This is a genomic window from Aeribacillus sp. FSL M8-0235, from assembly GCF_038000355.1.
Classification (GTDB): domain Bacteria; phylum Bacillota; class Bacilli; order Bacillales; family Aeribacillaceae; genus Aeribacillus; species Aeribacillus composti.
Genome location: NZ_JBBOBW010000001.1, coordinates 357,153 through 380,000 on the forward strand (window position 1 = coordinate 357,153; position 22,848 = coordinate 380,000).

Sequence of the window (22,848 nt, forward strand, 5' to 3'; positions counted from 1 at the left end):
TCTTAGGTAGAAGGTTCTAACGAACCTTAATTTACTAAGCTATCCCCGTAGTTCCTACGGTTAGAAGCCTTATGGCTTCATTTTTGATATTGATACTTGCGTTAATATCTCGGTCATGATGGGTATAACAATTAGGGCACTCCCATTCACGCAACGCAAGATTTTTAACGTCTTTGTTTTGGTAGCCACAACACGAACAAAGCTGACTAGATGGAAAATTTTTCGCCACCGTTACAACTTGCTTTCCGTACCACTTTGCTTTGTACTCTAACATGGTTCTGAACTGTGACCATGATATTTCACTGATTGCCTTTGCAAGATTACCATTTTTAAGCATATTACTAACAGACAAATTTTCTATCCCGATAATGTCGTGGTTTTTGACAATCTCGGTTGAAATTTTGTCTAAATAATCCTTACGAGTATTGGCAATCTTTTCATGGATGCGAGCAACTTTAATTCGTTGCTTATTCCAATTAGAACTACCTTTCTTACGTCTTGAAAGAATACGTTGTGCTTTTGCTAATTTCTTTTCTAGCTTACGAAACCATTTAGGGTTTGTATATTTTGTTCCATCAGAAAGAATAGCGAAGTCCTTTAAGCCAACATCTATGCCAACGGCTGAACCTGTTTTCGGCAACTCTTGTACTTCTGTTTCAACCAAAATGGACACAAAGTATTTGCCACTTGGATTTCGTCTAACAGTCGCACTAAGAATACGACCTTCTACTTCTCGACTTTTGGCAAACTTAACAAGACCAAGTTTAGGTAGCTTAATTTTGTTATCTATAATGGCTATATTTCCGTTTGTATACTTAGTCGTGTAAGATTGAACCTTATTCTTCTTAGGATAGACAAGCGAGAATCCTCCCCTTTTTAAAGGGGAGATGAATCGCTTTTTTATATTTTATAAAGACTATATGTGGTTTATTAAAGATTGAAATAATTGGTTTTTTTGTATATTTTTGATATACTATATGTATGAAGAAAACAAATTTAATTCACGCAAGAACTTGTGTTTATAATGTTAATTATCATATTGTATGGTCTGTGAAATATCGAAAGAAGGTTTTGACACAAGAGGTTGAGTTATATCTCAAGAAAATTTTTAAAGAGATTGCAGAAGAAAAAGGTTTTCTGTTGCAGATGGTAGAGGTGGGTGAACAAGATCATATTCATGTATTTGTATCAGCTCATCCAAAAATAGCACCTTCTTATATTGTCAAAATGTTAAAAGGGATTTCAGGGAGAAAAATTTTTCTGCAATTTCCTGAAATCAAACAAAAATTATGGAAAGGAGTATTATGGAACTCTAGTTATTATATTGAAACCGTTGGCTCTATTAGTGAGGATGTCATAAAACGCTATATTGCTAACCAAAAGAAAGGTGGTGACTAAATGAAAAAGGTATCGTATTTCACCTATAAAGCGAATCGAACCAATCAAATCATCTTATATCACTTGTGTTATGCCAGTCGTAAGTTATGGAATGTGGGGAACTATGAAAAACGGAATTGGTCGAAAGAACAAGGTGTACCGTTCCCGAATTGGTATGAACAGAAAAAACGATTAAAAACACATTTTTGGTATAAACAATTACCTGCTCAATCAGCACAAGAGGTCTTAAAAGTCTTGCAAGAAGCGTGGGTGTCTTTTTTCAAACTAAAGGAAAGCAATGGAATAGATAATCCACAACCACCACGATTCAAACATCAAAACTTTAATGTCCGTTTTCTAAATAACAGTTTCAAATTGGTGGAGAACAATACCAAAATTCGTTTACCCATTCCAAAGGCTCAAAAAGCCTTTTTAAAAGAAACGTATGGATTGGAAGAAAGTTATCTTTATATCCCGATTCCGAAACATATCGAAATCGAAAAGATAAAACTGATTGAAGTGAAACCCATCAGTCGAAAAGAATATACGATTTATCTGATTCAAGAATACAAAGATGTACCATTGAAACAAAAGAATAGCACGAAATTTTTATCGATTGACTTAGGGATTGCCAATGCGATGACTTGTTATGATTATCAAGGAAAAGCACACATCATTTCAGGAAGGCAATGGCTATCCGTTGAACGCTACTTTCATAAACAAATCGCCCATTTTCAAGCGATTGGTTTCGCTCAACAATGTGCTAAAGGAATACAATACCCGAAACCTTCCAGACGTGTGTTACAACTTTATCAAAAGAAAAGAAAACAAGTGCATCACATGTTGCATTGTATGACAAGAAAAGTGATTGATATTGCTCTGCAACAAGGAGTCGAAACGATTGTGATTGGTGACATTACAGGTATACGAGAACAAGCGAAATTCAACAAGAAAACGAATCAAAAATTGCATGGTTTTCCGTATGCGAAAATCATTCAAATGATACGGTATAAAGCGCAGGAGCAAGGAATAGATGTTCGTTTATTAACCGAAGAATACACCTCTCAAGCATGTTCAGTATGCCAAATGTTCCCTTGTGAAGAAAACGCAAAGCCGAGTAATCGGATTCATCGAGGGTTATATGTATGTAACGACTGTCATACAACCATCAATGCGGATGTGAATGGTGCTATCAATATCAGCAAAAAGTATCTGAAAGAGATTAAGGCTTTATCTCAATCAGTAGTGGTGTTGGACACGCCGACTGTGTATACGTTTAACGGACAACAGTTCGTTGCGTAGAACAGGAAGCTCGTCATTTCAATTACGAGTAGTTCACCTATAGTGCGGTAAGTTGAAATAGATTGATGGAAATGGTATGATAACACCTGCGGTGAATGGATAAAAATCCCTATGCGTACTTTCCAGCAAAAAATCGGAGTTTACACTGATTCTCACGACTATGATAAGCTTACAGTTTCTAGAAAATACGCACAAGAGCCTTTTTATCCAGCAGCGCTTAATAAAAGTCTTAAAGGAGTTTGGAAAAATTGACAAATTTGTTTCACCAGTTCGGGTTGAGTCCGGAGCTGTTAAAATCAATAAAAAGAATGGGCTTTGAAGAAGCGACTCCCATTCAAATGCAGGCGATCCCTTTAGGCTTGAACAATAAAGACATCATTGGACAAGCGCAAACAGGGACAGGAAAAACAGCAGCTTTTGGCATCCCTTTAGTAGAAAAAATTAATGTTCATGATTCAGCTGTTCAAGCGATTGTGATAGCCCCAACACGGGAACTTGCTATACAAGTATCAGAAGAGTTATATAAAATCGGCTATGATAAACGGACAAGAGTATTGCCGATTTACGGAGGCCAGGACATTTCCAGGCAGATTCGGGCTTTGAAGAAGCCTCCCCACATCATTGTTGGAACACCTGGAAGGTTATTGGATCACATACGGCGCAATACGCTGCGGCTTGATTCTGTGCACACTGTCGTTTTAGATGAAGCGGATGAAATGCTCAACATGGGGTTTATTGATGATATTGAGCACATTCTTTCAAATATTCCTAGGGAGCGTCAAACCCTTCTATTTTCGGCGACAATGCCTGGTCCAATTAAATCAATTGCAGAACGCTTTATGAAAAATCCGACTCATGTCCGTGTAAAAGCGAAAGAAGTAACGGTTCCAAATGTGCAGCAATATTATTTAGAAGTGCCTGAAAAACAAAAATTTGACGTTTTGACAAGACTTCTTGATCTGCAATCACCGGAGCTTGCGATTGTGTTTGGCAGGACAAAGCGCCGAGTGGACGAACTTTCTGAAGCATTAAATGTCCGCGGCTATTCAGCAGAAGGAATTCATGGCGATTTAAGCCAAGCGAAACGCTTATCTGTTTTGAACAAATTTAAAAATGGGGCCATTGATGTACTTGTTGCAACAGACGTAGCAGCCAGAGGGCTTGATATATCTGGTATCACCCATATATATAATTTTGATGTACCTCAAGACCCTGAAAGCTATGTGCATAGAATTGGAAGGACAGGACGGGCTGGGAAGTCAGGAAAAGCGATGACGTTTATAACCGCAAGGGAACGCGGTATTTTGGAAACCATTGAGCATACAACAAAAAGAAAAATGGATCGAATGCGTCCTCCTACTTTAGATGAAGCACTAGTAGGAAAACAAAAAATGACGGTCGAAAAAATTTGCTCTGTAGTGGAAACTGAAAATTTAGATCAGTATAAAAATTTTGCTGCGGAGCTATTGGAAAAATATGATTCCGTCCCATTGCTTGCAGCAGCTATTAAAATGTTAACGAAGGAACCGGATACGACACCTGTAAAATTGACGGAGGAACCTCCTCTCCCTATGAAGAAAGAAAAAAGCAGAAATAAACGAAAGCTTGATTTAAAAAACAAACGGGTTGGACGGAAACGCTCCTTTCATTCAGCAAGATCGACAAAAGGATCGGCTAGCCCAAAATAATTGGAATGAAAAAGAATAATCAGACATGGAAAAAGAGGCATTCCAAAACTTGGAGCTGCCTCCTTTTTATATATTTGAAACTTTTTGCCTAAATGAAACGTAATTTTTTACAGAAGGAGACAAGGGAGGGAAAAACTTGCGGCGCGAACCACAAAATCGCATTAGTCCTAAAGCTGTTACTGTATGGAAGATCACTGCGGCTATTTGGAGCATCGTTGAGTTGCTGGTGATCATAGGCATATCTTTATTGATATTTTTTTTCAACTGGCCGAAATGGATTATTCCTATATTGGCAATTATTTGGTTGGTGTCTTCTATTTGTTCCATTTTCATTTTTCCAAATATTCGGTTGAAAATATGGCGATATGAAGTTCATGAGAATGAACTGGATTTGCAGCATGGATTGTTTACAGTTACCCGTGTGCTTGTTCCAATGGTGAGAGTTCAGCATGTAGATACCTCACAAGGGCCGATTTTAAGAAAATATAACTTGGCGACTGTAACTATTTCCACTGCAGCAACGGTTCACGAGATTCCTGCCCTGGAAATGGAAGAAGCGGATCAGCTTCGCGATTATATCTCGAAATTGGCACGGGAGGCGAAGGATGATGTATGATCAGAAAAGATTGCATCCCGTAGCTGTTTTAGTGAAAATTGCGAAGGCGATTAAAGAAATTATAGTAACGAATATTTTCTTGTTTGTCACAAACATAGGAAACATCCGGTCGTTTTTATTGATCGGAACGATTCTAGCACTTGTACTCACGATCATTTCCAGTGTGTTAAATTGGTTGAAATTTACTTATCGCATTGAAGAAAATGAATTTCGTGTTGAGCAGGGCGTTTTTTTTAAAAAAAATCGATATATACCGATTGAAAGAATTCAATCCATCAATGTAACCGCAGGTTTCATCCAGCGCCTCTTCGGTGTAGTGAAGCTTGAAATCGAAACAGCGGGCGGCATGGGCGAAGCAGAGGTTGAACTTAGCGCCATACGGAAAGAAGAGGCAGAACAGATTCGGACAATCATCAAGGAGCAAAAAAGACAAATAGCACAAGGAGAAGCAGAGCAAGACAAACTGGAAGAAGGAAAGGTTCTTTACAAAATAAGCTTTAACGAACTGCTTATTACTGCAGCAACTTCAAGCGGCTTAGGGGTTGCTCTGTCAATCGTAGCCTTTTTAAGCCAATTTGATGAAATTATTCCGTACGAAAAAATATTTGACAAGCTGGAATGGATTGTCCATGCAAGTGTGACGATGATTGTCATCTTATGTTTGATAGGTTTGATCATTGCGTGGATTATAAGCTTTATCGGGGTTTTACTCCAGTACGGAGATTTTACAGTTCGAGAAGAAGCCGGACAGATTATTATTTCAAGTGGCATTTTTGAAAAAAAACAGATTTCTATACCAATAGATCGTATTCAAGCAATTAAAGTAACAGAAAATTGGCTGCGCCAGCCTTTTGGATATGCAACTGTACATATTGAATCGGCGGGAGGCGGAAGTGACAAGGATGTCGAGACCATTTTGTTTCCGTTAATTCGGAAGAAACAAGTTAAAGAAAAGGTTGAAAGCTTTTTTCATTTGACGATAAACGAGACACTGCACCCGGTTCCGCGGCGTGCGCTGTCCAGATTTTTGCTCCGTATGCTGATTTTATCACTTCTCATAGCCGTCCCTTTATGCTTGTTTTTTAAACCATGGGGCTACTTATCACTTATTCTCATTCCTTTTGCACTGGTGCTCGGATATTTTCAATATAAAGATACAGGTTGGTATTTAAATGGAAAAGAATTGACGCTGTCTTTCCGCGTGTTGAATAAGACAACCGTCTTTTTCGAAAAAAAGCGGATTCAATCATTGGAATTGAAACAATCCTATTTTCAGAGACAAAAAGATCTGACTTCTGTTCAGTGCAGTATTATTTCCAAGTCTACTGGAAGCTTTTTTGCTGTTAAAAACCTCGAGGAAAAGGACGGAATGGAAATTTATAAATGGTTTTCAAGAAGAAGTGAAGGACAAGTTTAGAAGCTCCCATCTCTCATGTGGATGGGAGTGATTTAAATTTTTACAACACATATAAAATAGCCGCAAGTATAAAAACGAAAACAAAAATCCATATCGACCATTTTTTGAAAAATAATTTCATTCCTTCCTGTCGAACCGGTTGATGATAATACGTATAATGAATGAAGCTTGGTTTTTTGCGGACAAACACTTTACCTAGCAAAAATCCAGCCAGAAGTCCTGTTACATGTGCAACTACATTGATATGGGCATCAATAAAAGACAGTACGAGAGCTATGGCTGTAACCGTTAAGATCATTTGAGAGTTTTTTTGATCCATATATTCCTTTCGGAAAAAACAGATGAACATGTACGTGCCCAAAATGCCAAAAATCGCCCCTGAAGCTCCTGCATGAGAATAATCCATTGGCATGATCAAATAGGTTGCAATGTTGGCTATAATGCCTGATGCACTGTAAATGACCAGAAAATAAATTGACTTTACCATTCGTTCCAGCGGCGGGGCAAAAATAATAAGTGTGATTGTATTAAACAAAAGATGGGAAAAGCTAGTATGCAAAAAAATTGGTGTAATGAGCCGCCACCATTCCCCTGAATGAACCCCTGCATTGTATCCGGTTAAAAAAGAAAATAGAAGCGTAAATATTGGGAAAGAAAGTTTCATCATAATCCATAACACAACATGTATGCAGCTTATGATCGTGACAGCAGGATAAAGGCGAATAAAAGTGTGAAGGCTTTCTGTTCTGCGAAACATGTGAATTCTCCTTTTCAACAGGACAAGTATTCTATAATCATTGTATGATTTTCAATTTATAAATAGTACAGTAGAAAATTAAAGGGATGTGATGGTGTGATCGTTGGGATTGGACTTGATATCGTTGAAATGGACAGGATGAAAGAGATTATGGAGCGGAGATCCAACATTATTGACAGAATCTTATCGTTTCGCGAAAAGGAAATCTTTAATAAATTGCGGGATTCAAGACAATTGGAGTTTTTGGCAGGCAGATTTGCCGCTAAAGAAGCATTTAGCAAAGCATTAGGGACAGGAATCGGAAAGACAGTGGGCTTTTTAGATATTGAAATTTTACATGATGAAAAAGGGAAACCGATCATTGTGCAAAATATTACACCAGACCGGGTGTTTGTGACAATCACTCATTCAAAAAAATTTGCTGCTGCACAAGTAATCATTGAAAGCCTGTCAAGCTAGTCTGCATATTTGCTGACCTTGCCTCATATAGTTGTAATGCGGTAGGGGAGACAAGTCAGAAATTGTTCACTGACTCTTCAAAACTTCCTAGTGACGCTAATTGAGGCAAAGGGGTTGAAAAATTTGACGAGAGGCGTAAAGCTCGTGATTGTCTGTTTGCTTTTTGTGGGATTAATATCTGCATGTGGCGTAAAATCAAAAGAAGACGTTTCAAGTGCATTGAACAAAAAAATTGAAGAATTAAAAGGCTATAAGGTGAACGCCAAAATGACGATCAAAACAGCGGAAGAGCCGCATGTGTATGAAGTGGAAATTTGGCACAAAAAGCCCCATTATTATCGAGTGCTATTAAAAAATGATGACAGGGATCAAAGCCAGATTATTTTAAGAAATGATGATGGGGTATTTGTTCTGACTCCTGCTTTGAACAAAAGCTTCCGTTTCCAAAGCAATTGGCCGCAAAATTCGAGTCAAGCTTACCTGTTTGAATCGCTTGTCCAAGATATATTGAAGGATAAAGAAGCGAAATTCGAAGTCGGGGAAAAGAACTATGTATTTGAAACAAAAACCAATTATCAAAACAATCAAATGCTCCCATACCAAAAAATTGCATTTCATAAGAAAAATTTGACACCTTCATATGTGAAAGTGATGGATGTTGATCGGAATGCGCTCGTTTCTGTTGAATTTTCCAATTTTGAATCGAATCCAAAATTTGATAAAAATGCCTTTGAAATAGAAAAAACGATGTCCAATGCCCAAGTGGATATTCCTGTTTTGGCTCAATCAGCGAACAAACAATTTGCTGTTCTTTATCCGCTTAAGGAAGACTTGCCGGAAGGTGTCGATCTCGTCCAAGAAAAAGAGCTGAATACAGATAGCGGAAAACGAGTAGTATTAACTTACGGAGGCGAAAAATCATTTACTCTTATTGAGGAGCTTGCGGAAGTTTCACCAGTTACCTCTTCAGAATTTGTCAGCGGAGAGCTGGTCGACTTAGGGTTTGCAGTTGGAGCGCTGACCGACAATTCTTTAACATGGACATATAATGGTGTGGATTATATGCTCGCTTCAAACGAACTGACACAAGAAGAAATGATTGCAGTTGCTCGTTCTGTACAAAGCCAATCAGGGAAGTAGTAAAATTGAGCGGCAAAAGAAACGATCTTCTGCCGCCTTTTTTATGTACTATTGTTTAAAAAGAAACAGTGATATAAAATAAACAAAACGATATCGTTGGAGATGAAATTAAGATGCAGAACTATTTCCGAGATACATGGGCAGAAATTAATTTAGATCATATTGAAGCGAACATTCATGGATTAAAGGAACATTTGCCGAATGAAACTGAAATTATTGCTGTTGTGAAAGCTAATGCTTATGGTCATGGAGATGTGGAAGTTGCCCAAGCAGCATTGTCAGCAGGTGCTGCTAAATTAGCAGTCGCTTTTCTAGATGAAGCATTGAAATTGAGACAAGCAGGAATAAAGGCCCCTATCCTCGTTTTAGGAGCGGTAAGACCAGAAGATGTTACAGTTGCAGGAGAAAATGGGATAAGTGTGACTGCCTATTCAGCTGAATGGCTGGAAAGTTCTGGAAAATATTTAGGGAAAACATCAGTCAACATCCACTTGAAATTAGACACAGGTATGGGACGGATCGGAATAAGAGATAAAAAAGAACTCGAACAAGCCATTTCGCTCATAAAGGGACAGCAGTTATTTCGATTAGAAGGTATATTCACTCATTTTGCCACAGCAGACGAACACGATACAGCATATTTTGAACAGCAATATGAACGTTTCCTGGAATTATTGCAAATCGTGGATACAGACGGTTTGATTATTCATTGTGCAAACAGTGCTGCGACTCTTCGCTTTCCAACAAAAACTTTTAATGCGGTTCGCTTTGGCATTTCCATGTATGGTTTGGCGCCATCGGAATTTATCAAGAGCACGCTGCCTTTTCCGTTATATGAAGCCTTTTCTTTACACTCAAAGATTGTTCATATTAAAAAAATAAAAAAAGGGGAAAAAGTAAGTTACGGAGCAACATACGCAGCGAAAGAGGAGGAATGGATTGGTACGGTTCCAATCGGTTATGCTGATGGATGGATTCGAAAATTGACTGGTTCGGAAGTTCTTGTCGATGGAAGGCGCGTTCCTATTATCGGGCGCATTTGCATGGATCAACTGATGATTAAGCTTCCGGAAAAAAAACCTGTCGGGACAAAAGTGACACTTATCGGTTCACAAGGCAATGACATGATTTCAGTTGATGAAGTGGCCAAACGGCTGGAAACGATTAATTATGAAATTCCATGCATGATCAATTGGCGGGTTCCTCGGATCTATATAAGAAATGGAGGCAAAACAAACGTAAGAAATCCTCTGCTTACTGAAAAATGAAGAAACTTGAATAAAATATTCATCTCAATGCCGATAATATTGAAGAAATTATTTAAAAAATGGCTTTGCTTCAACGAATATAAATGTTAATATTAATATTGGAATAAAATGATTTCGGCTTTGTAGGAACGGTGGAGGTGTATTTTGGTGTCTGAATCCAGCTCAACAACGGAAATTATTGTTCGATTGCCACAAGCACTTGTTTCTGAATTAGATGGAATCGTGAAACAGGAAAACGGAAACAGAAGTGAATTTATTTATCAAGCAATGAAAATGTATTTGAGAGAGCGTAAAAAACGCCAAATTCGCGAGTCAATGAGACGCGGTTATATGGAAATGGCGAAGATCAATCTAAATATTGCATCGGAGGCTTTTCTGGCAGAGTATGAGGCTGAACACACCGTTGAACGCTTAGTTAGCGGGGGGTAATCTTTTGATTGTTAAACGCGGCGACGTTTATTTTGCTGATTTATCCCCTGTAGTTGGTTCAGAGCAAGGCGGCGTTCGTCCAGTTTTAATTATCCAAAATGATATAGGGAATCGTTTTAGTCCAACGGTGATCGTAGCCGCTATTACAGCACAAATTCAAAAAGCAAAATTGCCGACTCATGTTGAAATTGATGCGAAAAAATATGGATTTGAACGGGATTCGGTCATTTTGCTTGAGCAGATTAGAACGATTGATAAACAACGGTTAACGGATAAAATTACCCATCTTGATGATGAAATGATGGATAAAGTGGACGATGCCTTACAAATCAGTTTAGGGCTGATCGATTTCTAATATTTTTTACGTATATTTCAACTATCTTTTCAAAAGGATTGCCTGCAGGTAGAATGTTTAAAATAAATAAGATTGAAAAAATGTCCACAGTTGCGAAACTGTGGTATTTTTGATTTTTGCGCAAAAATGAACAGACGTGCTGACAAGCTGCATTCGCTTTTTTAAACGACGAAGCATTTAAAAACAGCATCTTCCATAATCGAGAAGCGAAAGGAAGATTTGCCGCATTCCCTTTATAAAATAGCTGTAAGCAATGCATGCGACAGCATTAGCAGATATTGTGGAAGAAAAATGATAAAAATGGGAACATATCTATAATTTTTTTATTTTTCTATAAAAGTTGAAAAGGCAAAGTTTTTGAAAGGAGACATGCAACATGTCACTGAAAATTTCTGAAATAGTTGAATTTATCCGAATGCATCGAGACGAGATTATGAAGGATTGGATTGATCGCTTCAACAAGGCTGATGCCCAATCAATTTCCGCTGAGTCTGATCAAATTGATCAAGCAATTGCTGCAGAATATGTGAATATTCTCATCGAATGGAGCAAAAACAAAGAAGATGAATTTTCCAGAAAAATTCATGAATTTTCAAAACGGATTGTCCAGCTTGACTGGCCAATGGACAAAATTGCTCAATGCTTACATACTTTTGAAAAAATATTATTTGCTAAATTGCTTGAGAAACAAATACCGGGTGATCCGCTTGAATTATTATCGGAGATAGAGAAAGTTACCTCATCGGTTAATCGGGAAGTATTTCTGCAATATACCTCTTCATATGAAAGAACCATTAATCTCCAAAAAATGGCTCTGCAAGAATTGTCTGCGCCGTTGATTCCGGTTTTTGATAGCATCACTGTTATGCCATTGATTGGAACGATTGATACGGACCGTGCCAAAAGAATTGTGGAAAATTTATTAAAAGGGGTCGTTAAATATCGTTCTGAAGTGGTGCTGATTGATATAACCGGTGTGCCTGTTGTGGATACGATGGTAGCCCATCACATTATACAAGCTGCAGAAGCAGTTCGTCTTGTAGGAGCAAAAAGCTTGCTTGTCGGCATTCGCCCTGAAATTGCGCAAACGATAGTGAATCTAGGCATTGATTTAAGTCAAATTACGACGAAAAATACCCTTCAAAAAGGCATCGAAGCTGCGCTTGAAATGACCAATCGAAAAATTGTTTCAATGGGTGAACGCAGATGATGAAAACGTCAAAAATACCTATTTTAAAACTGTATAATAATCTATTAATTTCAATACAGTGGGAGCTGGACGACAAAACAGCGATGCAATTTCAGGAAGATTTATTAAAGAAAATTCATGAAACAGGAGCAACAGGTGTTGTCATTGATTTAACTTCGGTTGATGTCATTGATTCATTTATCGCCAAGATTTTAGGGGACTGTGTCAACATGTCTAAGTTAATGGGGGCGACGGTCGTGTTGACAGGTATTCAGCCTGCTGTGGCTATTACGCTGATCGAATTAGGCATTGAACTGGAAGATATTCATACTGCGCTTGACTTGGAAAAAGGGCTGGAATTGCTTAAGGAGCTGGAGGATTAGAATGGATGGCCAATCCTGTGTAATGATTATGAACGAATGGGATATTGTGGCTGCCCGCCAATTGGGTCGTCATGCTGCGAAAGAACTTGGATTCGGCGCAGTGGACCAAGCCCGGATTACCACCGCAATATCAGAATTAGCAAGGAACATTTATCATTATGCAAATGGTGGGAAAATTTACATCGATAAAATTGAAGAAAAAGAAAAAAAAGGAATTAAAATTACTGCCTCTGATCATGGGCCGGGAATTCCTGATATTCGCAAGGCAATGGAGGATGGATTTACGACGTCAGGAGGACTTGGGGCTGGATTGCCCGGTGTTAAGCGATTAATGGACGAATTTTATATCGATTCAAAGACAGGCGAAGGGACCGTTGTACAAGTGGTGAAATGGCTTCGTTAGGAGGATTTTATGGCGTTTGATGATGATATTCAAATGAAATATAAAGAGATGTTAGCAAATTACATTCAAGAACTGACCGAACAAGCTTTATATGAAGGGCAGCGCTTCAGTTGGAAAGCAATTGAACATAAAATACCGCCTGAGGAAATCATCAACATCCATTTAAAAGTTTTAAAAGAATTATTTCCAGACATACCAAAAAAGATTTTAGATTCCTTTGACTTTTTATTGGAGGTAATGGTTGGTTATGGTCTGGCTTATCAAGAACATCAATTTTTGAGGGGCAGGCAGCTTGAGCTGAAATCCGAAATTGAAATTGCAGCAAACGTACAGCAGGCACTGCTGCAAACAAATATTCCAAAAGTCGAAGAATTGGACATAGGGGTCATCAGCGTTCCCGCCAAAATTATGAACGGAGATTATTACCAGTTTGCAGAACATGAAAACACAATGAGCGTTGCGATTGCGGATGTCATAGGCAAAGGCATACCTGCAGCATTGTGTATATCAATGATTAAATATGCGATGGACAGCCTCCTGGAATCAAGGCAAAATCCGAGTTACATATTAGAAAATTTAAATAGAGTTGTTGAACAAAACATCGATGTCAATATGTTTATTACCATGTTTTTTGGTAAGTACGATTTTCGGACGAATAAGATTACATATGCATCTGCAGGACATGAACCGGGCTTTTATTATTGCGCCAGCGAGGATCACTTTTATGACCTTCAATCAAAAGGGCTTGTTTTAGGTGTTGACCGGCAAGTGAAATATGAGCAATATGAATTAAATCTTTTCCAAAACGATATGATTATTCTTTTGTCAGATGGAGTAACTGAAACAAGAACGAAGGAAGGATTTATTGATAGAGCTGCAGTGACGAGCGCCATCCGAGCTCATTTACATTTGCCTGCTCAGCAAATAGTAGAAAATATTTATAAAGATTTTGAGAAAATGCAAGGTTTTCAATTGCGGGATGATTTCACCTTAATCATTATGAAAAAAAATGTTTAAACGGCTTCGAAAAAGGGTATAAGTGAATGGATGATTTTGTCTTTTATGAGGGGGATCAGAATGAATCTTGAAATTGATATTAAAAGGGAAAAAAAGGTTTCGTATGTGCATCTAAAAGGAGAGATTGATGCCTATACTGCGCCAGCGCTAAAAAATAAACTTGCGCCCATTTCTGAGGAAAGCGAACCTTTTATTGAAGTCAACCTAAAAGATGTTGAATATATGGACTCAACCGGATTAGGAGTTTTTGTCGGATTGTTGAAAACGGTCAGAAAACAAGGCGGAAAGCTGAAATTGACAAATTTGTCGCCGCGGCTGGAGCGCTTATTTCATATTACCGGTTTGGACAGCATCATCGAGATTTCAAGAAAAGGTGAGGATTAATGGATAAATGTATTGATTACATTGAAATGAAAATACCTGCGAAAACTGAGTATATAGGGATTGTCAGATTGACTCTATCCGGTATCGCCAATAGAATGGGGTACACATATGATGACATTGAAGATTTAAAGATTGCCGTCAGTGAAGCGTGTACAAATGCGGTGCAGCATGCCTACGGTCATAATGAAAACGGTGAAGTGAGAATCGGCTTCAGCTTGTTTGAAAATCGATTAGAGATCACTGTTTCAGACGATGGAAAAAATTTCGATTTATCAAAAATGAAAGAAAACACCGGGCCTTATTCTCCTTCCATGCCGATTGAAAAATTGAGCGAGGGCGGTTTAGGTTTGTTTCTAATTAAAACGCTCATGGATGAAGTGACAATCGATATGAACTCAGGAGTAACTGTCAAGATGTCCAAGCTTTTAAATGAGGAGCGAATGAGAAATGAACAAACCTCATGGTCAAAAACGAAGCAATAACGAAATCCATGAACTCATTCGTCAAGTTCAGGAAAATAAAGATGAAAAAGCACAAGAACAAATTATTGAACTTTATCAGCCAATTGTTGTTGCACTGGCAAAAAAGTACTCAAGTTCGAAAATGTATCAGGAGGATTTGGTACAGGTCGGGATGATCGGTTTATTGGGAGCGATTGATCGCTTCGACCCAACAGTTGGGAAATCATTTGATGCGTTTGTTGTTCCAACGATTATTGGAGAAATCAAACGCTATCTTCGGGATAAAACGTGGAGCGTCCATGTGCCCCGCAGAATGAAAGAACTTGGACCAAAAATAAATGCAGCGGTGGAGCAGTTGACGAGTCAGCTGGAGCGCTCTCCGAAGGTCAAGGAAATAGCAGAATATTTAGGAGCAGCTGAGGAAGAAGTTTTGGAAGCTATGGAAATGGTCAAAAACTATCATACGCTTTCTGTTGATCACTCAATAGAAGCTGGACCGGATGGAACCGCGGTCACCATTTTAGATCTTGTCGGACAAAAAGACGAGGGCTTTGAACGCATTCTTCAAAAACTGACTATTGAAAACATTATGCACGTTTTAACTGAGAGAGAAAAAGAAATTATTCTACATTCTTTTTATCATAACCGCAGTCAAAAAGAAATAGGTGAAATTTTAGGTATCTCCCAAATGCATGTTTCCAGACTATTGCGCCAAGCATTAAAAAAATTAAAAAAAGCTGTTCACGCTGATCCAATGGAGATAGGGCAATGATTCAATATCAAGAAACTGAACATATTCAATTTTTGACATGTCAGGTTGGAAAAGTAGGCAGTGCTTATTGTGGAGACAGTTTTTTCACCTGTACGGACGAGCATAGATTTGTTTGTGTTGTCGCAGATGGGTTGGGAAGTGGACAAGCTGCGCGTGAATCATCTGAAATCATATGCCAAACGGTGAAGCAATACCAGCAGGAAACTGTACATGAGATTTTTAAACAGTGCCATAAGAAATTAAAAGGTAAAAGAGGCGCGACAGTCGGAATATTAAAAGTGGATTTCGCAGACAAAACTATTACATACGGCTCGGTAGGAAACGTTCGTTTCATCTTATATTTGCCTTCTGGGGAATACATTTATCCAATTCCAACCGCTGGATATTTACCTGGTAAAATGAAGAAATATCGCATCCGCACTTTTTCATATGAAAAAGGGTCAAAATTTATTATTCACACTGATGGCCTTTATGCTTCAAACATTAAAACGGCGTTAAAAGATCATTCTTCTATTCACGAGATTGCGAAAGGCTTCAATAAATTTCTTTCCGATCGGACAGATGATTTAACTTATATAATCGGGCAGCTTTTTTAATTGTTGGGACAATCGGATGGATAACGGTTGTCTTTTTATGTTGAAAAAATTTTTGATAAAATGTTTATGTAGATGGAAATAGTAGTGGAGGCTAAAGAATGTTAAATAATGAGAAAATTTTTCAAATGTTAAGCAGCGAATTATCAATATCCACCAAACAAATTCAAAATGTCATTGCATTGCTTGAAGACGGCAACACCGTTCCTTTTATTGCGCGGTACAGAAAAGAACAAACAGGCGCTTTAAATGAAGTGGAAATACGAAACATTAGTGAACGCTGGCAATACATACAAAACCTTGAAAAAAGAAAAGAAGAAATTATTCGGTTAATTGAGGAACAAGGAAAACTAACAGAATCTTTGCGAAATGAAATACTAGCGGCTGAAAAATTGCAGCAAGTTGAAGACTTGTATCGGCCATACCGGCAAAAAAGAAGAACGAAAGCAACGATTGCAAAAGAAAGAGGGCTTGAGCCTTTAGCCAAATGGATATATTCCTTGCCGCTAGCGGGATCGATTGAAGAAGAAGCCGAAAAATACATCAATGAAGAGAAAGAAATCCATACGGTTGAAGATGCTCTCTCTGGTGCAAAAGATATTATTGCAGAATGGATTTCAGACGATCCGAATTATCGGCAATGGATAAGGGAGCAAACGTTGAAAGAAGGTATGGTCGTCTCAACGTGTAAAGACGAAGAAAAAGATGAGAAAAAAGTATTCGAAATGTATTACCAATATGAAGAACCGATCAAAAAAATCGTTCCCCATCGTGTTTTGGCGTTAAACAGAGGGGAGAAGGAAGGGATTTTAAGGGTGGCAATCGAGCCGCCGACAGAACAAATAGTAGCCTATTTGAAGAAAAAAGTTGTTTCGGATCAAAGGACAATTGCTGCTGATATTTTAATTGAAACGTTGGAGGATGCGTATAGACGGCTTATACAGCCTTCGATTGAGCGGGAGATTAGAAAAGAATTGACTGAAAAAGCTGAAGATCAGGCCATTCGTGTTTTTTCCGAAAATTTAAGAAAACTGCTCCTTCAACCTCCATTAAAAGGAACGATCGTTTTAGGAATCGACCCGGCTTACCGTACAGGATGCAAGCTTGCGGCAGTCGATGAAACTGGAAAAGTTCTTTATATTGATGTGATTTATCCTCATCCGCCAAAAAATGAAATAGAAAAATCAAAACAAAAGCTGATCGATATTATTCAACGCTTCCAAATTGAAGTAATCGCTATCGGCAATGGAACAGCTTCAAGAGAAACAGAACAATTTGTTGCAGATGTAATAAAAGAATTAAAAGAAGATATTTATTATTTAATTGTTAACGAGGCGGGAGCAAGTGTTTATTCAGCTTCTGATTTAGCCCGGGAAGAGTTCCCAGATCTTGAAGTCGAAGAACGCAGCGCAGTATCCATTGCTAGAAGGCTTCAAGATCCGCTTGCTGAATTGGTGAAAATTGATCCTAAATCAATCGGTGTTGGTCAATACCAGCATGATGTATCCCAAAAGAAATTGCATGACTCTTTAACGTTTGTTGTGGAAACAGTTGTCAACCAAGTCGGTGTCAACGTAAATACTGCTTCGCCGTCTCTGTTGCAATACGTATCTGGATTATCAAAAACAGTGGCTCATAATATTGTGAAACGAAGAGAAGAAATTGGAAAATTTGTGAATCGCAACGATTTAAAATCCATCCCACGGCTTGGGGAGAAAACGTATGAGCAATGTATCGGCTTTTTAAGAATATTGGACGGCGACGATCCGCTTGACAGGACGAGCATTCATCCTGAAAGCTATGAAGACGCTAGAAAACTGCTGTCAAGCCTTTCATTGACAGTCGATGATATCGGTACAGAACTGTTGAAAGATAAAATCAGATCGCTGAATATTCAAGAAACTTCAAAAGCCTTGCATATTGGCGAATATACATTGAAGGATATATGCGATGCTTTAATGAGACCGGAGCGCGATCCTCGTGATGAAGTTCCAAAACCTCTTTTGAAAAAAGATGTGCTGCAGCTTGAAGACTTGAAAGAAGGAATGGAGCTGCAAGGAACGGTTCGAAACGTAGTAGACTTTGGTGTATTTGTTGATATCGGCGTTAAACAGGATGGACTTGTGCACATTTCAAAATTAAGCAAACAATATGTAAAGCATCCTTTGGACGTTGTTTCGGTTGGGGACATCGTGACAGTCTGGGTGGAAAAAGTTGATGTTGATAAAGGAAGAGTCGCTTTAACAATGGTTAAATAAATAACAACAGAAATCACGGCTGTCGGCAAAGTCGACAGCTGATTTTTTATCAACCTTATATTGCATGCTGATGGAAGCAAACAACGATCTATCAACCAAAAATTTTGAAAAAAAGTTAGTCTGTTCTTTGAGAGCTGTTGAATTATGAGCAATGCTTTTTTCTATAGAAATACCAGCATTGATTTAATAACTTGATTTGATAAACGTTTTTTTCATAATATGCTTTCTTCATTTGATTTATAAGCCAATTCGGCATTGGTTAATACCTCCTTGGATGTATTGTTCTTTTTGGCTTGCCATTTTATGGTCAAGAAAAAAAGCATATGCTAAAATAAAATATGTGAGTCCGATTAGATGTAGTAATATTTATTGTATGCGTTAAGTTGTTGTCCTGTTCAACATGTTTTTAAAGTAGGTGCAGTACATTGAATGATGACCAGCTTCAAAAACTTGTGGAGCAAATTTCACTATCCTTTTTTGGGAAAAAATTTGTTCACAAAGCGTATTTTAATCACCGTCTTCGAACAACAGGCGGAAGATATTTATTAAACAGCCATGATATTGAAGTGAATAAAAAATATTATGAACAATACGGAATGGACGAATTAATAGGGATTATTAAGCATGAACTTTGCCACTACCATCTTCATATCGAAGGAAAAGGTTTTCGGCATCGGGACTCTGACTTTAAAATGCTTTTAAAAAAAGTAGGTGCACCTAGATTTTGCACACCATTAAGAGAAAAAAATAAAAATAATATTATTTATATTTATAAATGCCTATCATGTATGAGCACTTTTATTCGCCGTAGAAAAATGAACCCAGAACGATATTTATGCGGAAAGTGCGGAGGAAAAATTCAATTTTATAAAAATAATGGTTGACGAAAAGGAGAAAGATATGATAAAGTATAAAAGCCGTCGCTAATTGGATGGCAGTGAAAAACAATATATAACGAACTGTTGACAAAATTATAAATGCTCATTACAATGGTTACAGTCGTCAATTTTTTTCTTCATTCCGCAGTAGCTCAGTGGTAGAGCATTCGGCTGTTAACCGAACGGTCGCAGGTTCGAATCCTGCCTGCGGAGCCAATTTGGAGAAGTACCCAAGTGGCTGAAGGGGCTCCCCTGCTAAGGGAGTAGGTCGTGTAAGCGGCGCGAGGGTTCAAATCCCTCCTTCTCCGCCATTGAAAAATGGCCCGTTGGTCAAGTGGTTAAGACACCGCCCTTTCACGGCGGTAACACGGGTTCGAATCCCGTACGGGTCATTCATATTCGCTGAAATAGGAAGTTGAAAAACTTCCTATTTCTAACTTTAAAAAATCCAAACCAAAAAGTCTTTACATAGCGTTCAAAAAATGTTACAATAAATTTTGTGACTTTTTGATGGGCTATAGCCAAGCGGTAAGGCAACGGACTTTGACTCCGTGATGCGCTGGTTCGAATCCAGCTAGCCCAGCCACTTATTATAAAAATAATAAGAGCCATTAGCTCAGTCGGTAGAGCAACGAGCAAGGCTTCGTTGAATAAGCAGCGAGTTGTCCCGACGCATCCAGCACCTTGAGAAAGCTGGAAGAGGAAGGGACATCTGACCGACTTTAAAACAGATTAGAAGAAATTACTTTTTATGAGCCATTAGCTCAGTCGGTAGAGCATCTGACTTTTAATCAGAGGGTCGGAGGTTCGAATCCTCCATGGCTCACCATTTAATGCGGGTGTGGCGGAATTGGCAGACGCACTAGACTTAGGATCTAGCGCCTTACGGCGTGGGGGTTCAAGTCCCTCCACCCGCATATTCGCGGTAGTGGCGGAATGGCAGACGCGCTAGGTTGAGGGCCTAGTGGGGGCGACCCCGTGGAGGTTCGAGTCCTCTCTACCGCACCAAAAAAAGTATTGACATCATATTTTAAGTGAGTTACAATAAAAAACCTGTGGAATGCGCCCGTAGCTCAATTGGATAGAGCGTTTGACTACGGATCAAAAGGTTAGGGGTTCGACTCCTCTCGGGCGCGCCATATACGGGAAGTAGCTCAGCTTGGTAGAGCACATGGTTTGGGACCATGGGGTCGCAGGTTCGAATCCTGTCTTCCCGATTTTGATCAATATAGGCTTAAAAGCAAAATTGCATGAATAAATTAAGATATGCGGGTGTAGTTTAGTGGTAAAACCTCAGCCACGAGCGACACTTCAATGAATAATCTGCGAGTTGCCTCGACGCATTTACATCCTCGAACAATGCTGGAAGAGGAAGAGGAAGAGGCATGGAAAATGCGTGTTTATCATTTAAATAGAAAAACAAATATTTTCGCGCGGGTGTAGTTTAGTGGTAAAACCTCAGCCTTCCAAGCTGATGTCGTGGGTTCGATTCCCATCACCCGCTCCAAAATGATCCTTGAAAACTGAACAAAACGAAAAGCGTGCCTGTTGATTCTGACAAGAGCATTTGGTGACAAACTTTTTTTGGAGAGTTTGATCCTGGCTCAGGACGAACGCTGGCGGCGTGCCTAATACATGCAAGTCGAGCGGACCGAAGGGAGCTTGCTCCTTTAGGTTAGCGGCGGACGGGTGAGTAACACGTGGGCAACCTGCCCTGCAGACTGGGATAACTTCGGGAAACCGGAGCTAATACCGGATAACACCGAAAACCGCATGGTTTTCGGTTGAAAGGCGGCTTTTAGCTGTCACTGCAGGATGGGCCCGCGGCGCATTAGCTAGTTGGTGAGGTAACGGCTCACCAAGGCGACGATGCGTAGCCGACCTGAGAGGGTGACCGGCCACACTGGGACTGAGACACGGCCCAGACTCCTACGGGAGGCAGCAGTAGGGAATCTTCCGCAATGGACGAAAGTCTGACGGAGCAACGCCGCGTGAGCGAAGAAGGTCTTCGGATCGTAAAGCTCTGTTGTCAGGGAAGAACAAGTACCGTTCGAACAGGGCGGTACCTTGACGGTACCTGACGAGGAAGCCACGGCTAACTACGTGCCAGCAGCCGCGGTAATACGTAGGTGGCAAGCGTTGTCCGGAATTATTGGGCGTAAAGCGCGCGCAGGCGGTTCCTTAAGTCTGATGTGAAATCTCGCGGCTCAACCGCGAGCGGCCATTGGAAACTGGGGAACTTGAGTGCAGGAGAGGGGAGCGGAATTCCACGTGTAGCGGTGAAATGCGTAGAGATGTGGAGGAACACCAGTGGCGAAGGCGGCTCTCTGGCCTGTAACTGACGCTGAGGCGCGAAAGCGTGGGGAGCGAACAGGATTAGATACCCTGGTAGTCCACGCCGTAAACGATGAGTGCTAAGTGTTAGAGGGTATCCACCCTTTAGTGCTGCAGCAAACGCATTAAGCACTCCGCCTGGGGAGTACGGCCGCAAGGCTGAAACTCAAAGGAATTGACGGGGACCCGCACAAGCGGTGGAGCATGTGGTTTAATTCGAAGCAACGCGAAGAACCTTACCAGGTCTTGACATCCCCTGACAACCCTAGAGATAGGGCGTTCCCCTTTCGGGGACAGGGTGACAGGTGGTGCATGGTTGTCGTCAGCTCGTGTCGTGAGATGTTGGGTTAAGTCCCGCAACGAGCGCAACCCTTGACCTTAGTTGCCAGCATTCAGTTGGGCACTCTAAGGTGACTGCCGGCTAAAAGTCGGAGGAAGGTGGGGATGACGTCAAATCATCATGCCCCTTATGACCTGGGCTACACACGTGCTACAATGGGTGGTACAAAGGGCAGCGAAACCGCGAGGTGGAGCGAATCCCAAAAAACCACTCTCAGTTCGGATTGCAGGCTGCAACTCGCCTGCATGAAGCCGGAATCGCTAGTAATCGCGGATCAGCATGCCGCGGTGAATACGTTCCCGGGTCTTGTACACACCGCCCGTCACACCACGAGAGTTTGTAACACCCGAAGTCGGTGGGGTAACCCTTACGGGAGCCAGCCGCCGAAGGTGGGACAAATGATTGGGGTGAAGTCGTAACAAGGTAGCCGTATCGGAAGGTGCGGCTGGATCACCTCCTTTCTAAGGATATATACATTGAAATAGGGTGCGCTTTTCCGTTTTGTTTAGTTTTGAAGGATCATATCCTTCTTGATTGTTCTTTGAAAACTGGATAACGGAAAGACATTCACGAATAGATCGCTCATGTTAGGAAGAAACGGTTAAGTTAGAAAGGGCGCACGGTGGATGCCTTGGCACTAGGAGCCGATGAAGGACGGGACAAACACCGAAATGCTTCGGGGAGCTGTAAGTAAGCGTCGATCCGGAGATGTCCGAATGGGGGAACCCACTGCCCGTAATGGGGCAGTATCCATACCTGAATCCATAGGGTATGGAGGGCAACCCGGGGAACTGAAACATCTAAGTACCCGGAGGAAGAGAAAGCAACAGCGATTCCCTGAGTAGCGGCGAGCGAAACGGGAACAGCCCAAACCAAGAGGCGTGCCTCTTGGGGTTGTAGGACACTCGATTAAGGAGTGACAAAGGAACGGGGTAGACGAAGAGGTCTGGAAAGGCCCGTCAGAGAAGGTAACAACCCTGTAGTCGAAACTCCGTTCCCTCCCGAGTGGATCCTGAGTACGGCGGGAC

At 40.1% G+C, this 22,848-nt stretch carries 21 protein-coding genes, 10 tRNA genes, 2 rRNA genes and 2 pseudogenes (1 of these 35 cut by a window edge); 32 read left to right on the forward strand and 3 right to left on the reverse strand.

Annotated elements, in window-relative coordinates; all coding sequences use genetic code 11:
* Positions 1-34: 34 nt before the first annotated feature.
* Positions 35-847, reverse strand: a pseudogene (gene tnpB, locus NSQ71_RS01830) (IS200/IS605 family element RNA-guided endonuclease TnpB); the annotation flags it as partial.
* Between the two features lie 134 nt (positions 848-981).
* Here tnpB and tnpA point away from each other — a divergent pair.
* The 5 genes from tnpA to NSQ71_RS01855 all read left to right on the forward strand — a co-directional run bounded on the left by tnpA (position 982) and on the right by NSQ71_RS01855 (position 6,400).
* Positions 982-1,398: an IS200/IS605 family transposase gene (gene tnpA, locus NSQ71_RS01835; protein ID WP_094246129.1), complete on the forward strand. Its 417-nt coding sequence runs from the start codon at positions 982-984 to the stop codon at positions 1,396-1,398.
* The gene (locus tag NSQ71_RS01840) at positions 1,399-2,679 is read left to right on the forward strand and encodes an RNA-guided endonuclease InsQ/TnpB family protein (protein WP_094246128.1); all 1,281 of its coding nucleotides are present in this window, start codon (positions 1,399-1,401) and stop codon (positions 2,677-2,679) included.
* A 308-nt stretch (positions 2,680-2,987) separates the two neighbouring features.
* Positions 2,988-4,367: a DEAD/DEAH box helicase gene (locus NSQ71_RS01845; RefSeq protein ID WP_063388241.1), complete on the forward strand. Its 1,380-nt coding sequence runs from the start codon at positions 2,988-2,990 to the stop codon at positions 4,365-4,367.
* Between the two features lie 136 nt (positions 4,368-4,503).
* Complete coding sequence (locus NSQ71_RS01850) at positions 4,504-4,983, forward strand: PH domain-containing protein (RefSeq protein ID WP_063388223.1); 480 nt, start codon at positions 4,504-4,506, stop codon at positions 4,981-4,983.
* Positions 4,973-6,400 carry a PH domain-containing protein gene (locus NSQ71_RS01855; RefSeq protein ID WP_340732574.1) on the forward strand — a complete coding sequence of 476 codons (1,428 nt, stop codon included), beginning with the start codon at positions 4,973-4,975 and terminating at the stop codon, positions 6,398-6,400. Before NSQ71_RS01850 ends, NSQ71_RS01855 begins: the two co-directional genes overlap by 11 nt.
* Before the next feature lie 172 nt (positions 6,401-6,572).
* On the opposite strand, the pseudogene NSQ71_RS01860 reads toward NSQ71_RS01855, so the two are convergent.
* A pseudogene (locus NSQ71_RS01860) lies at positions 6,573-7,157 on the reverse strand (rhomboid family intramembrane serine protease); the annotation flags it as partial.
* A 96-nt stretch (positions 7,158-7,253) separates the two neighbouring features.
* Between NSQ71_RS01860 and acpS the strand changes: the two are divergent.
* The 14 genes from acpS (at position 7,254) to NSQ71_RS01930 (ending at position 18,268) form a co-directional block, all read left to right on the forward strand.
* The gene (gene acpS, locus NSQ71_RS01865; RefSeq protein ID WP_340732577.1) at positions 7,254-7,616 is read left to right on the forward strand and encodes a holo-ACP synthase; all 363 of its coding nucleotides are present in this window, start codon (positions 7,254-7,256) and stop codon (positions 7,614-7,616) included.
* A 123-nt stretch (positions 7,617-7,739) separates the two neighbouring features.
* On the forward strand, positions 7,740-8,756 hold the full coding sequence (locus NSQ71_RS01870) for a LolA family protein (RefSeq protein WP_094244993.1): 1,017 nt from the start codon (positions 7,740-7,742) through the stop codon (positions 8,754-8,756).
* A gap of 113 nt (positions 8,757-8,869) precedes the next feature.
* A complete protein-coding gene (alr, locus tag NSQ71_RS01875; protein WP_063388228.1) occupies positions 8,870-10,024 on the forward strand; it encodes an alanine racemase in 1,155 nt (384 codons plus the stop codon).
* Positions 10,025-10,171: 147 nt separating this feature from the next.
* A complete protein-coding gene (locus NSQ71_RS01880) occupies positions 10,172-10,453 on the forward strand; it encodes a CopG family ribbon-helix-helix protein (protein ID WP_063388229.1) in 282 nt (93 codons plus the stop codon).
* Between the two features lie 4 nt (positions 10,454-10,457).
* A complete protein-coding gene (gene ndoA, locus NSQ71_RS01885; protein WP_063388230.1) occupies positions 10,458-10,808 on the forward strand; it encodes a type II toxin-antitoxin system endoribonuclease NdoA in 351 nt (116 codons plus the stop codon).
* A 382-nt stretch (positions 10,809-11,190) separates the two neighbouring features.
* Positions 11,191-12,018, forward strand: a complete 828-nt coding sequence (locus NSQ71_RS01890; protein ID WP_445684702.1) for an STAS domain-containing protein — start codon at positions 11,191-11,193, stop codon at positions 12,016-12,018.
* A complete protein-coding gene (locus NSQ71_RS01895) occupies positions 12,018-12,380 on the forward strand; it encodes an STAS domain-containing protein (RefSeq protein WP_063388242.1) in 363 nt (120 codons plus the stop codon). Before NSQ71_RS01890 ends, NSQ71_RS01895 begins: the two co-directional genes overlap by 1 nt.
* 1 nt (position 12,381) lies before the next feature.
* The gene (locus NSQ71_RS01900; RefSeq protein ID WP_063388232.1) at positions 12,382-12,783 is read left to right on the forward strand and encodes an anti-sigma regulatory factor; all 402 of its coding nucleotides are present in this window, start codon (positions 12,382-12,384) and stop codon (positions 12,781-12,783) included.
* 9 nt (positions 12,784-12,792) lie between these two features.
* Positions 12,793-13,800 carry a PP2C family protein-serine/threonine phosphatase gene (locus NSQ71_RS01905; protein WP_066247065.1) on the forward strand — a complete coding sequence of 336 codons (1,008 nt, stop codon included), beginning with the start codon at positions 12,793-12,795 and terminating at the stop codon, positions 13,798-13,800.
* Positions 13,801-13,860: 60 nt separating this feature from the next.
* Positions 13,861-14,184 (forward strand): anti-sigma factor antagonist, encoded by a 324-nt coding sequence (locus NSQ71_RS01910; protein WP_063388234.1) that lies wholly within the window; start codon positions 13,861-13,863, stop codon positions 14,182-14,184.
* Entirely contained in the window at positions 14,184-14,666 is a 483-nt protein-coding gene (gene rsbW / locus NSQ71_RS01915) for an anti-sigma B factor RsbW (RefSeq protein ID WP_063388235.1), read from the forward strand. Before NSQ71_RS01910 ends, rsbW begins: the two co-directional genes overlap by 1 nt.
* On the forward strand, positions 14,632-15,417 hold the full coding sequence (gene sigB, locus NSQ71_RS01920; RefSeq protein ID WP_063388236.1) for an RNA polymerase sigma factor SigB: 786 nt from the start codon (positions 14,632-14,634) through the stop codon (positions 15,415-15,417). Before rsbW ends, sigB begins: the two co-directional genes overlap by 35 nt.
* The gene (locus tag NSQ71_RS01925; protein WP_340732589.1) at positions 15,414-16,013 is read left to right on the forward strand and encodes a PP2C family serine/threonine-protein phosphatase; all 600 of its coding nucleotides are present in this window, start codon (positions 15,414-15,416) and stop codon (positions 16,011-16,013) included. Before sigB ends, NSQ71_RS01925 begins: the two co-directional genes overlap by 4 nt.
* Positions 16,014-16,111: 98 nt before the next feature.
* A complete protein-coding gene (locus tag NSQ71_RS01930) occupies positions 16,112-18,268 on the forward strand; it encodes a Tex family protein (RefSeq protein WP_340732591.1) in 2,157 nt (718 codons plus the stop codon).
* Between the two features lie 142 nt (positions 18,269-18,410).
* On the opposite strand, the gene cmpA is transcribed toward NSQ71_RS01930, so the two are convergent.
* Positions 18,411-18,524 carry a cortex morphogenetic protein CmpA gene (gene cmpA, locus NSQ71_RS01935; protein ID WP_094245000.1) on the reverse strand — a complete coding sequence of 38 codons (114 nt, stop codon included), beginning with the start codon at positions 18,522-18,524 and terminating at the stop codon, positions 18,411-18,413.
* Positions 18,525-18,693: 169 nt separating this feature from the next.
* On the opposite strand from cmpA, the gene NSQ71_RS01940 reads away from it, so the two are divergent.
* From NSQ71_RS01940 to NSQ71_RS02000, 13 genes are all read left to right on the forward strand, one after another.
* A complete protein-coding gene (locus NSQ71_RS01940) occupies positions 18,694-19,152 on the forward strand; it encodes a SprT family protein (RefSeq protein ID WP_063388239.1) in 459 nt (152 codons plus the stop codon).
* 135 nt (positions 19,153-19,287) lie between these two features.
* Positions 19,288-19,362 (forward strand) — tRNA-Asn (locus NSQ71_RS01945).
* A gap of 4 nt (positions 19,363-19,366) precedes the next feature.
* Positions 19,367-19,457 (forward strand) — tRNA-Ser (locus NSQ71_RS01950).
* A gap of 9 nt (positions 19,458-19,466) precedes the next feature.
* A tRNA-Glu gene (locus NSQ71_RS01955) sits at positions 19,467-19,538 on the forward strand.
* Positions 19,539-19,657: 119 nt separating this feature from the next.
* Positions 19,658-19,732: transfer RNA gene (locus NSQ71_RS01960), tRNA-Gln, on the forward strand.
* Between the two features lie 167 nt (positions 19,733-19,899).
* Positions 19,900-19,975: transfer RNA gene (locus NSQ71_RS01965), tRNA-Lys, on the forward strand.
* Between the two features lie 6 nt (positions 19,976-19,981).
* Positions 19,982-20,063 (forward strand) — tRNA-Leu (locus NSQ71_RS01970).
* 5 nt (positions 20,064-20,068) lie between these two features.
* Positions 20,069-20,154, forward strand: a tRNA-Leu gene (locus NSQ71_RS01975).
* Positions 20,155-20,208: 54 nt separating this feature from the next.
* A tRNA-Arg gene (locus NSQ71_RS01980) sits at positions 20,209-20,285 on the forward strand.
* 4 nt (positions 20,286-20,289) lie between these two features.
* A tRNA-Pro gene (locus tag NSQ71_RS01985) sits at positions 20,290-20,363 on the forward strand.
* A 216-nt stretch (positions 20,364-20,579) separates the two neighbouring features.
* Positions 20,580-20,653 (forward strand) — tRNA-Gly (locus NSQ71_RS01990).
* Between the two features lie 74 nt (positions 20,654-20,727).
* Positions 20,728-22,281 (forward strand): 16S ribosomal RNA (locus NSQ71_RS01995).
* 138 nt (positions 22,282-22,419) lie between these two features.
* Positions 22,420-22,848 (forward strand): 23S ribosomal RNA (locus NSQ71_RS02000); it runs 2,504 nt beyond the window's last position.
* The 16S and 23S rRNA genes sit together here with 10 tRNA genes alongside, the layout of an rRNA operon.

Bases quoted from the DNA above. Each gene is read 5' to 3' on its own strand.
- tnpA (WP_094246129.1), top strand. From the start codon at position 982: ATGAAGAAAACAAATTTAATTCACGCAAGAACTTGTGTTTATAATGTT.
- NSQ71_RS01840 (WP_094246128.1), top strand. From the start codon at position 1,399: ATGAAAAAGGTATCGTATTTCACCTATAAAGCGAATCGAACCAATCAA.
- NSQ71_RS01845 (WP_063388241.1), top strand. From the start codon at position 2,988: ATGGGCTTTGAAGAAGCGACTCCCATTCAAATGCAGGCGATCCCTTTA.
- NSQ71_RS01855 (WP_340732574.1), top strand. From the start codon at position 4,973: ATGATGTATGATCAGAAAAGATTGCATCCCGTAGCTGTTTTAGTGAAA.
- alr (WP_063388228.1), top strand. From the start codon at position 8,870: ATGCAGAACTATTTCCGAGATACATGGGCAGAAATTAATTTAGATCAT.
- NSQ71_RS01895 (WP_063388242.1), top strand. From the start codon at position 12,018: ATGAAAACGTCAAAAATACCTATTTTAAAACTGTATAATAATCTATTA.
- NSQ71_RS01900 (WP_063388232.1), top strand. From the start codon at position 12,382: ATGGATGGCCAATCCTGTGTAATGATTATGAACGAATGGGATATTGTG.
- NSQ71_RS01905 (WP_066247065.1), top strand. From the start codon at position 12,793: ATGGCGTTTGATGATGATATTCAAATGAAATATAAAGAGATGTTAGCA.
- NSQ71_RS01910 (WP_063388234.1), top strand. From the start codon at position 13,861: ATGAATCTTGAAATTGATATTAAAAGGGAAAAAAAGGTTTCGTATGTG.
- rsbW (WP_063388235.1), top strand. From the start codon at position 14,184: ATGGATAAATGTATTGATTACATTGAAATGAAAATACCTGCGAAAACT.
- sigB (WP_063388236.1), top strand. From the start codon at position 14,632: ATGAACAAACCTCATGGTCAAAAACGAAGCAATAACGAAATCCATGAA.
- NSQ71_RS01925 (WP_340732589.1), top strand. From the start codon at position 15,414: ATGATTCAATATCAAGAAACTGAACATATTCAATTTTTGACATGTCAG.
- NSQ71_RS01930 (WP_340732591.1), top strand. From the start codon at position 16,112: ATGTTAAATAATGAGAAAATTTTTCAAATGTTAAGCAGCGAATTATCA.
- cmpA (WP_094245000.1), bottom strand. From the start codon at position 18,524: ATGCCGAATTGGCTTATAAATCAAATGAAGAAAGCATATTATGAAAAA.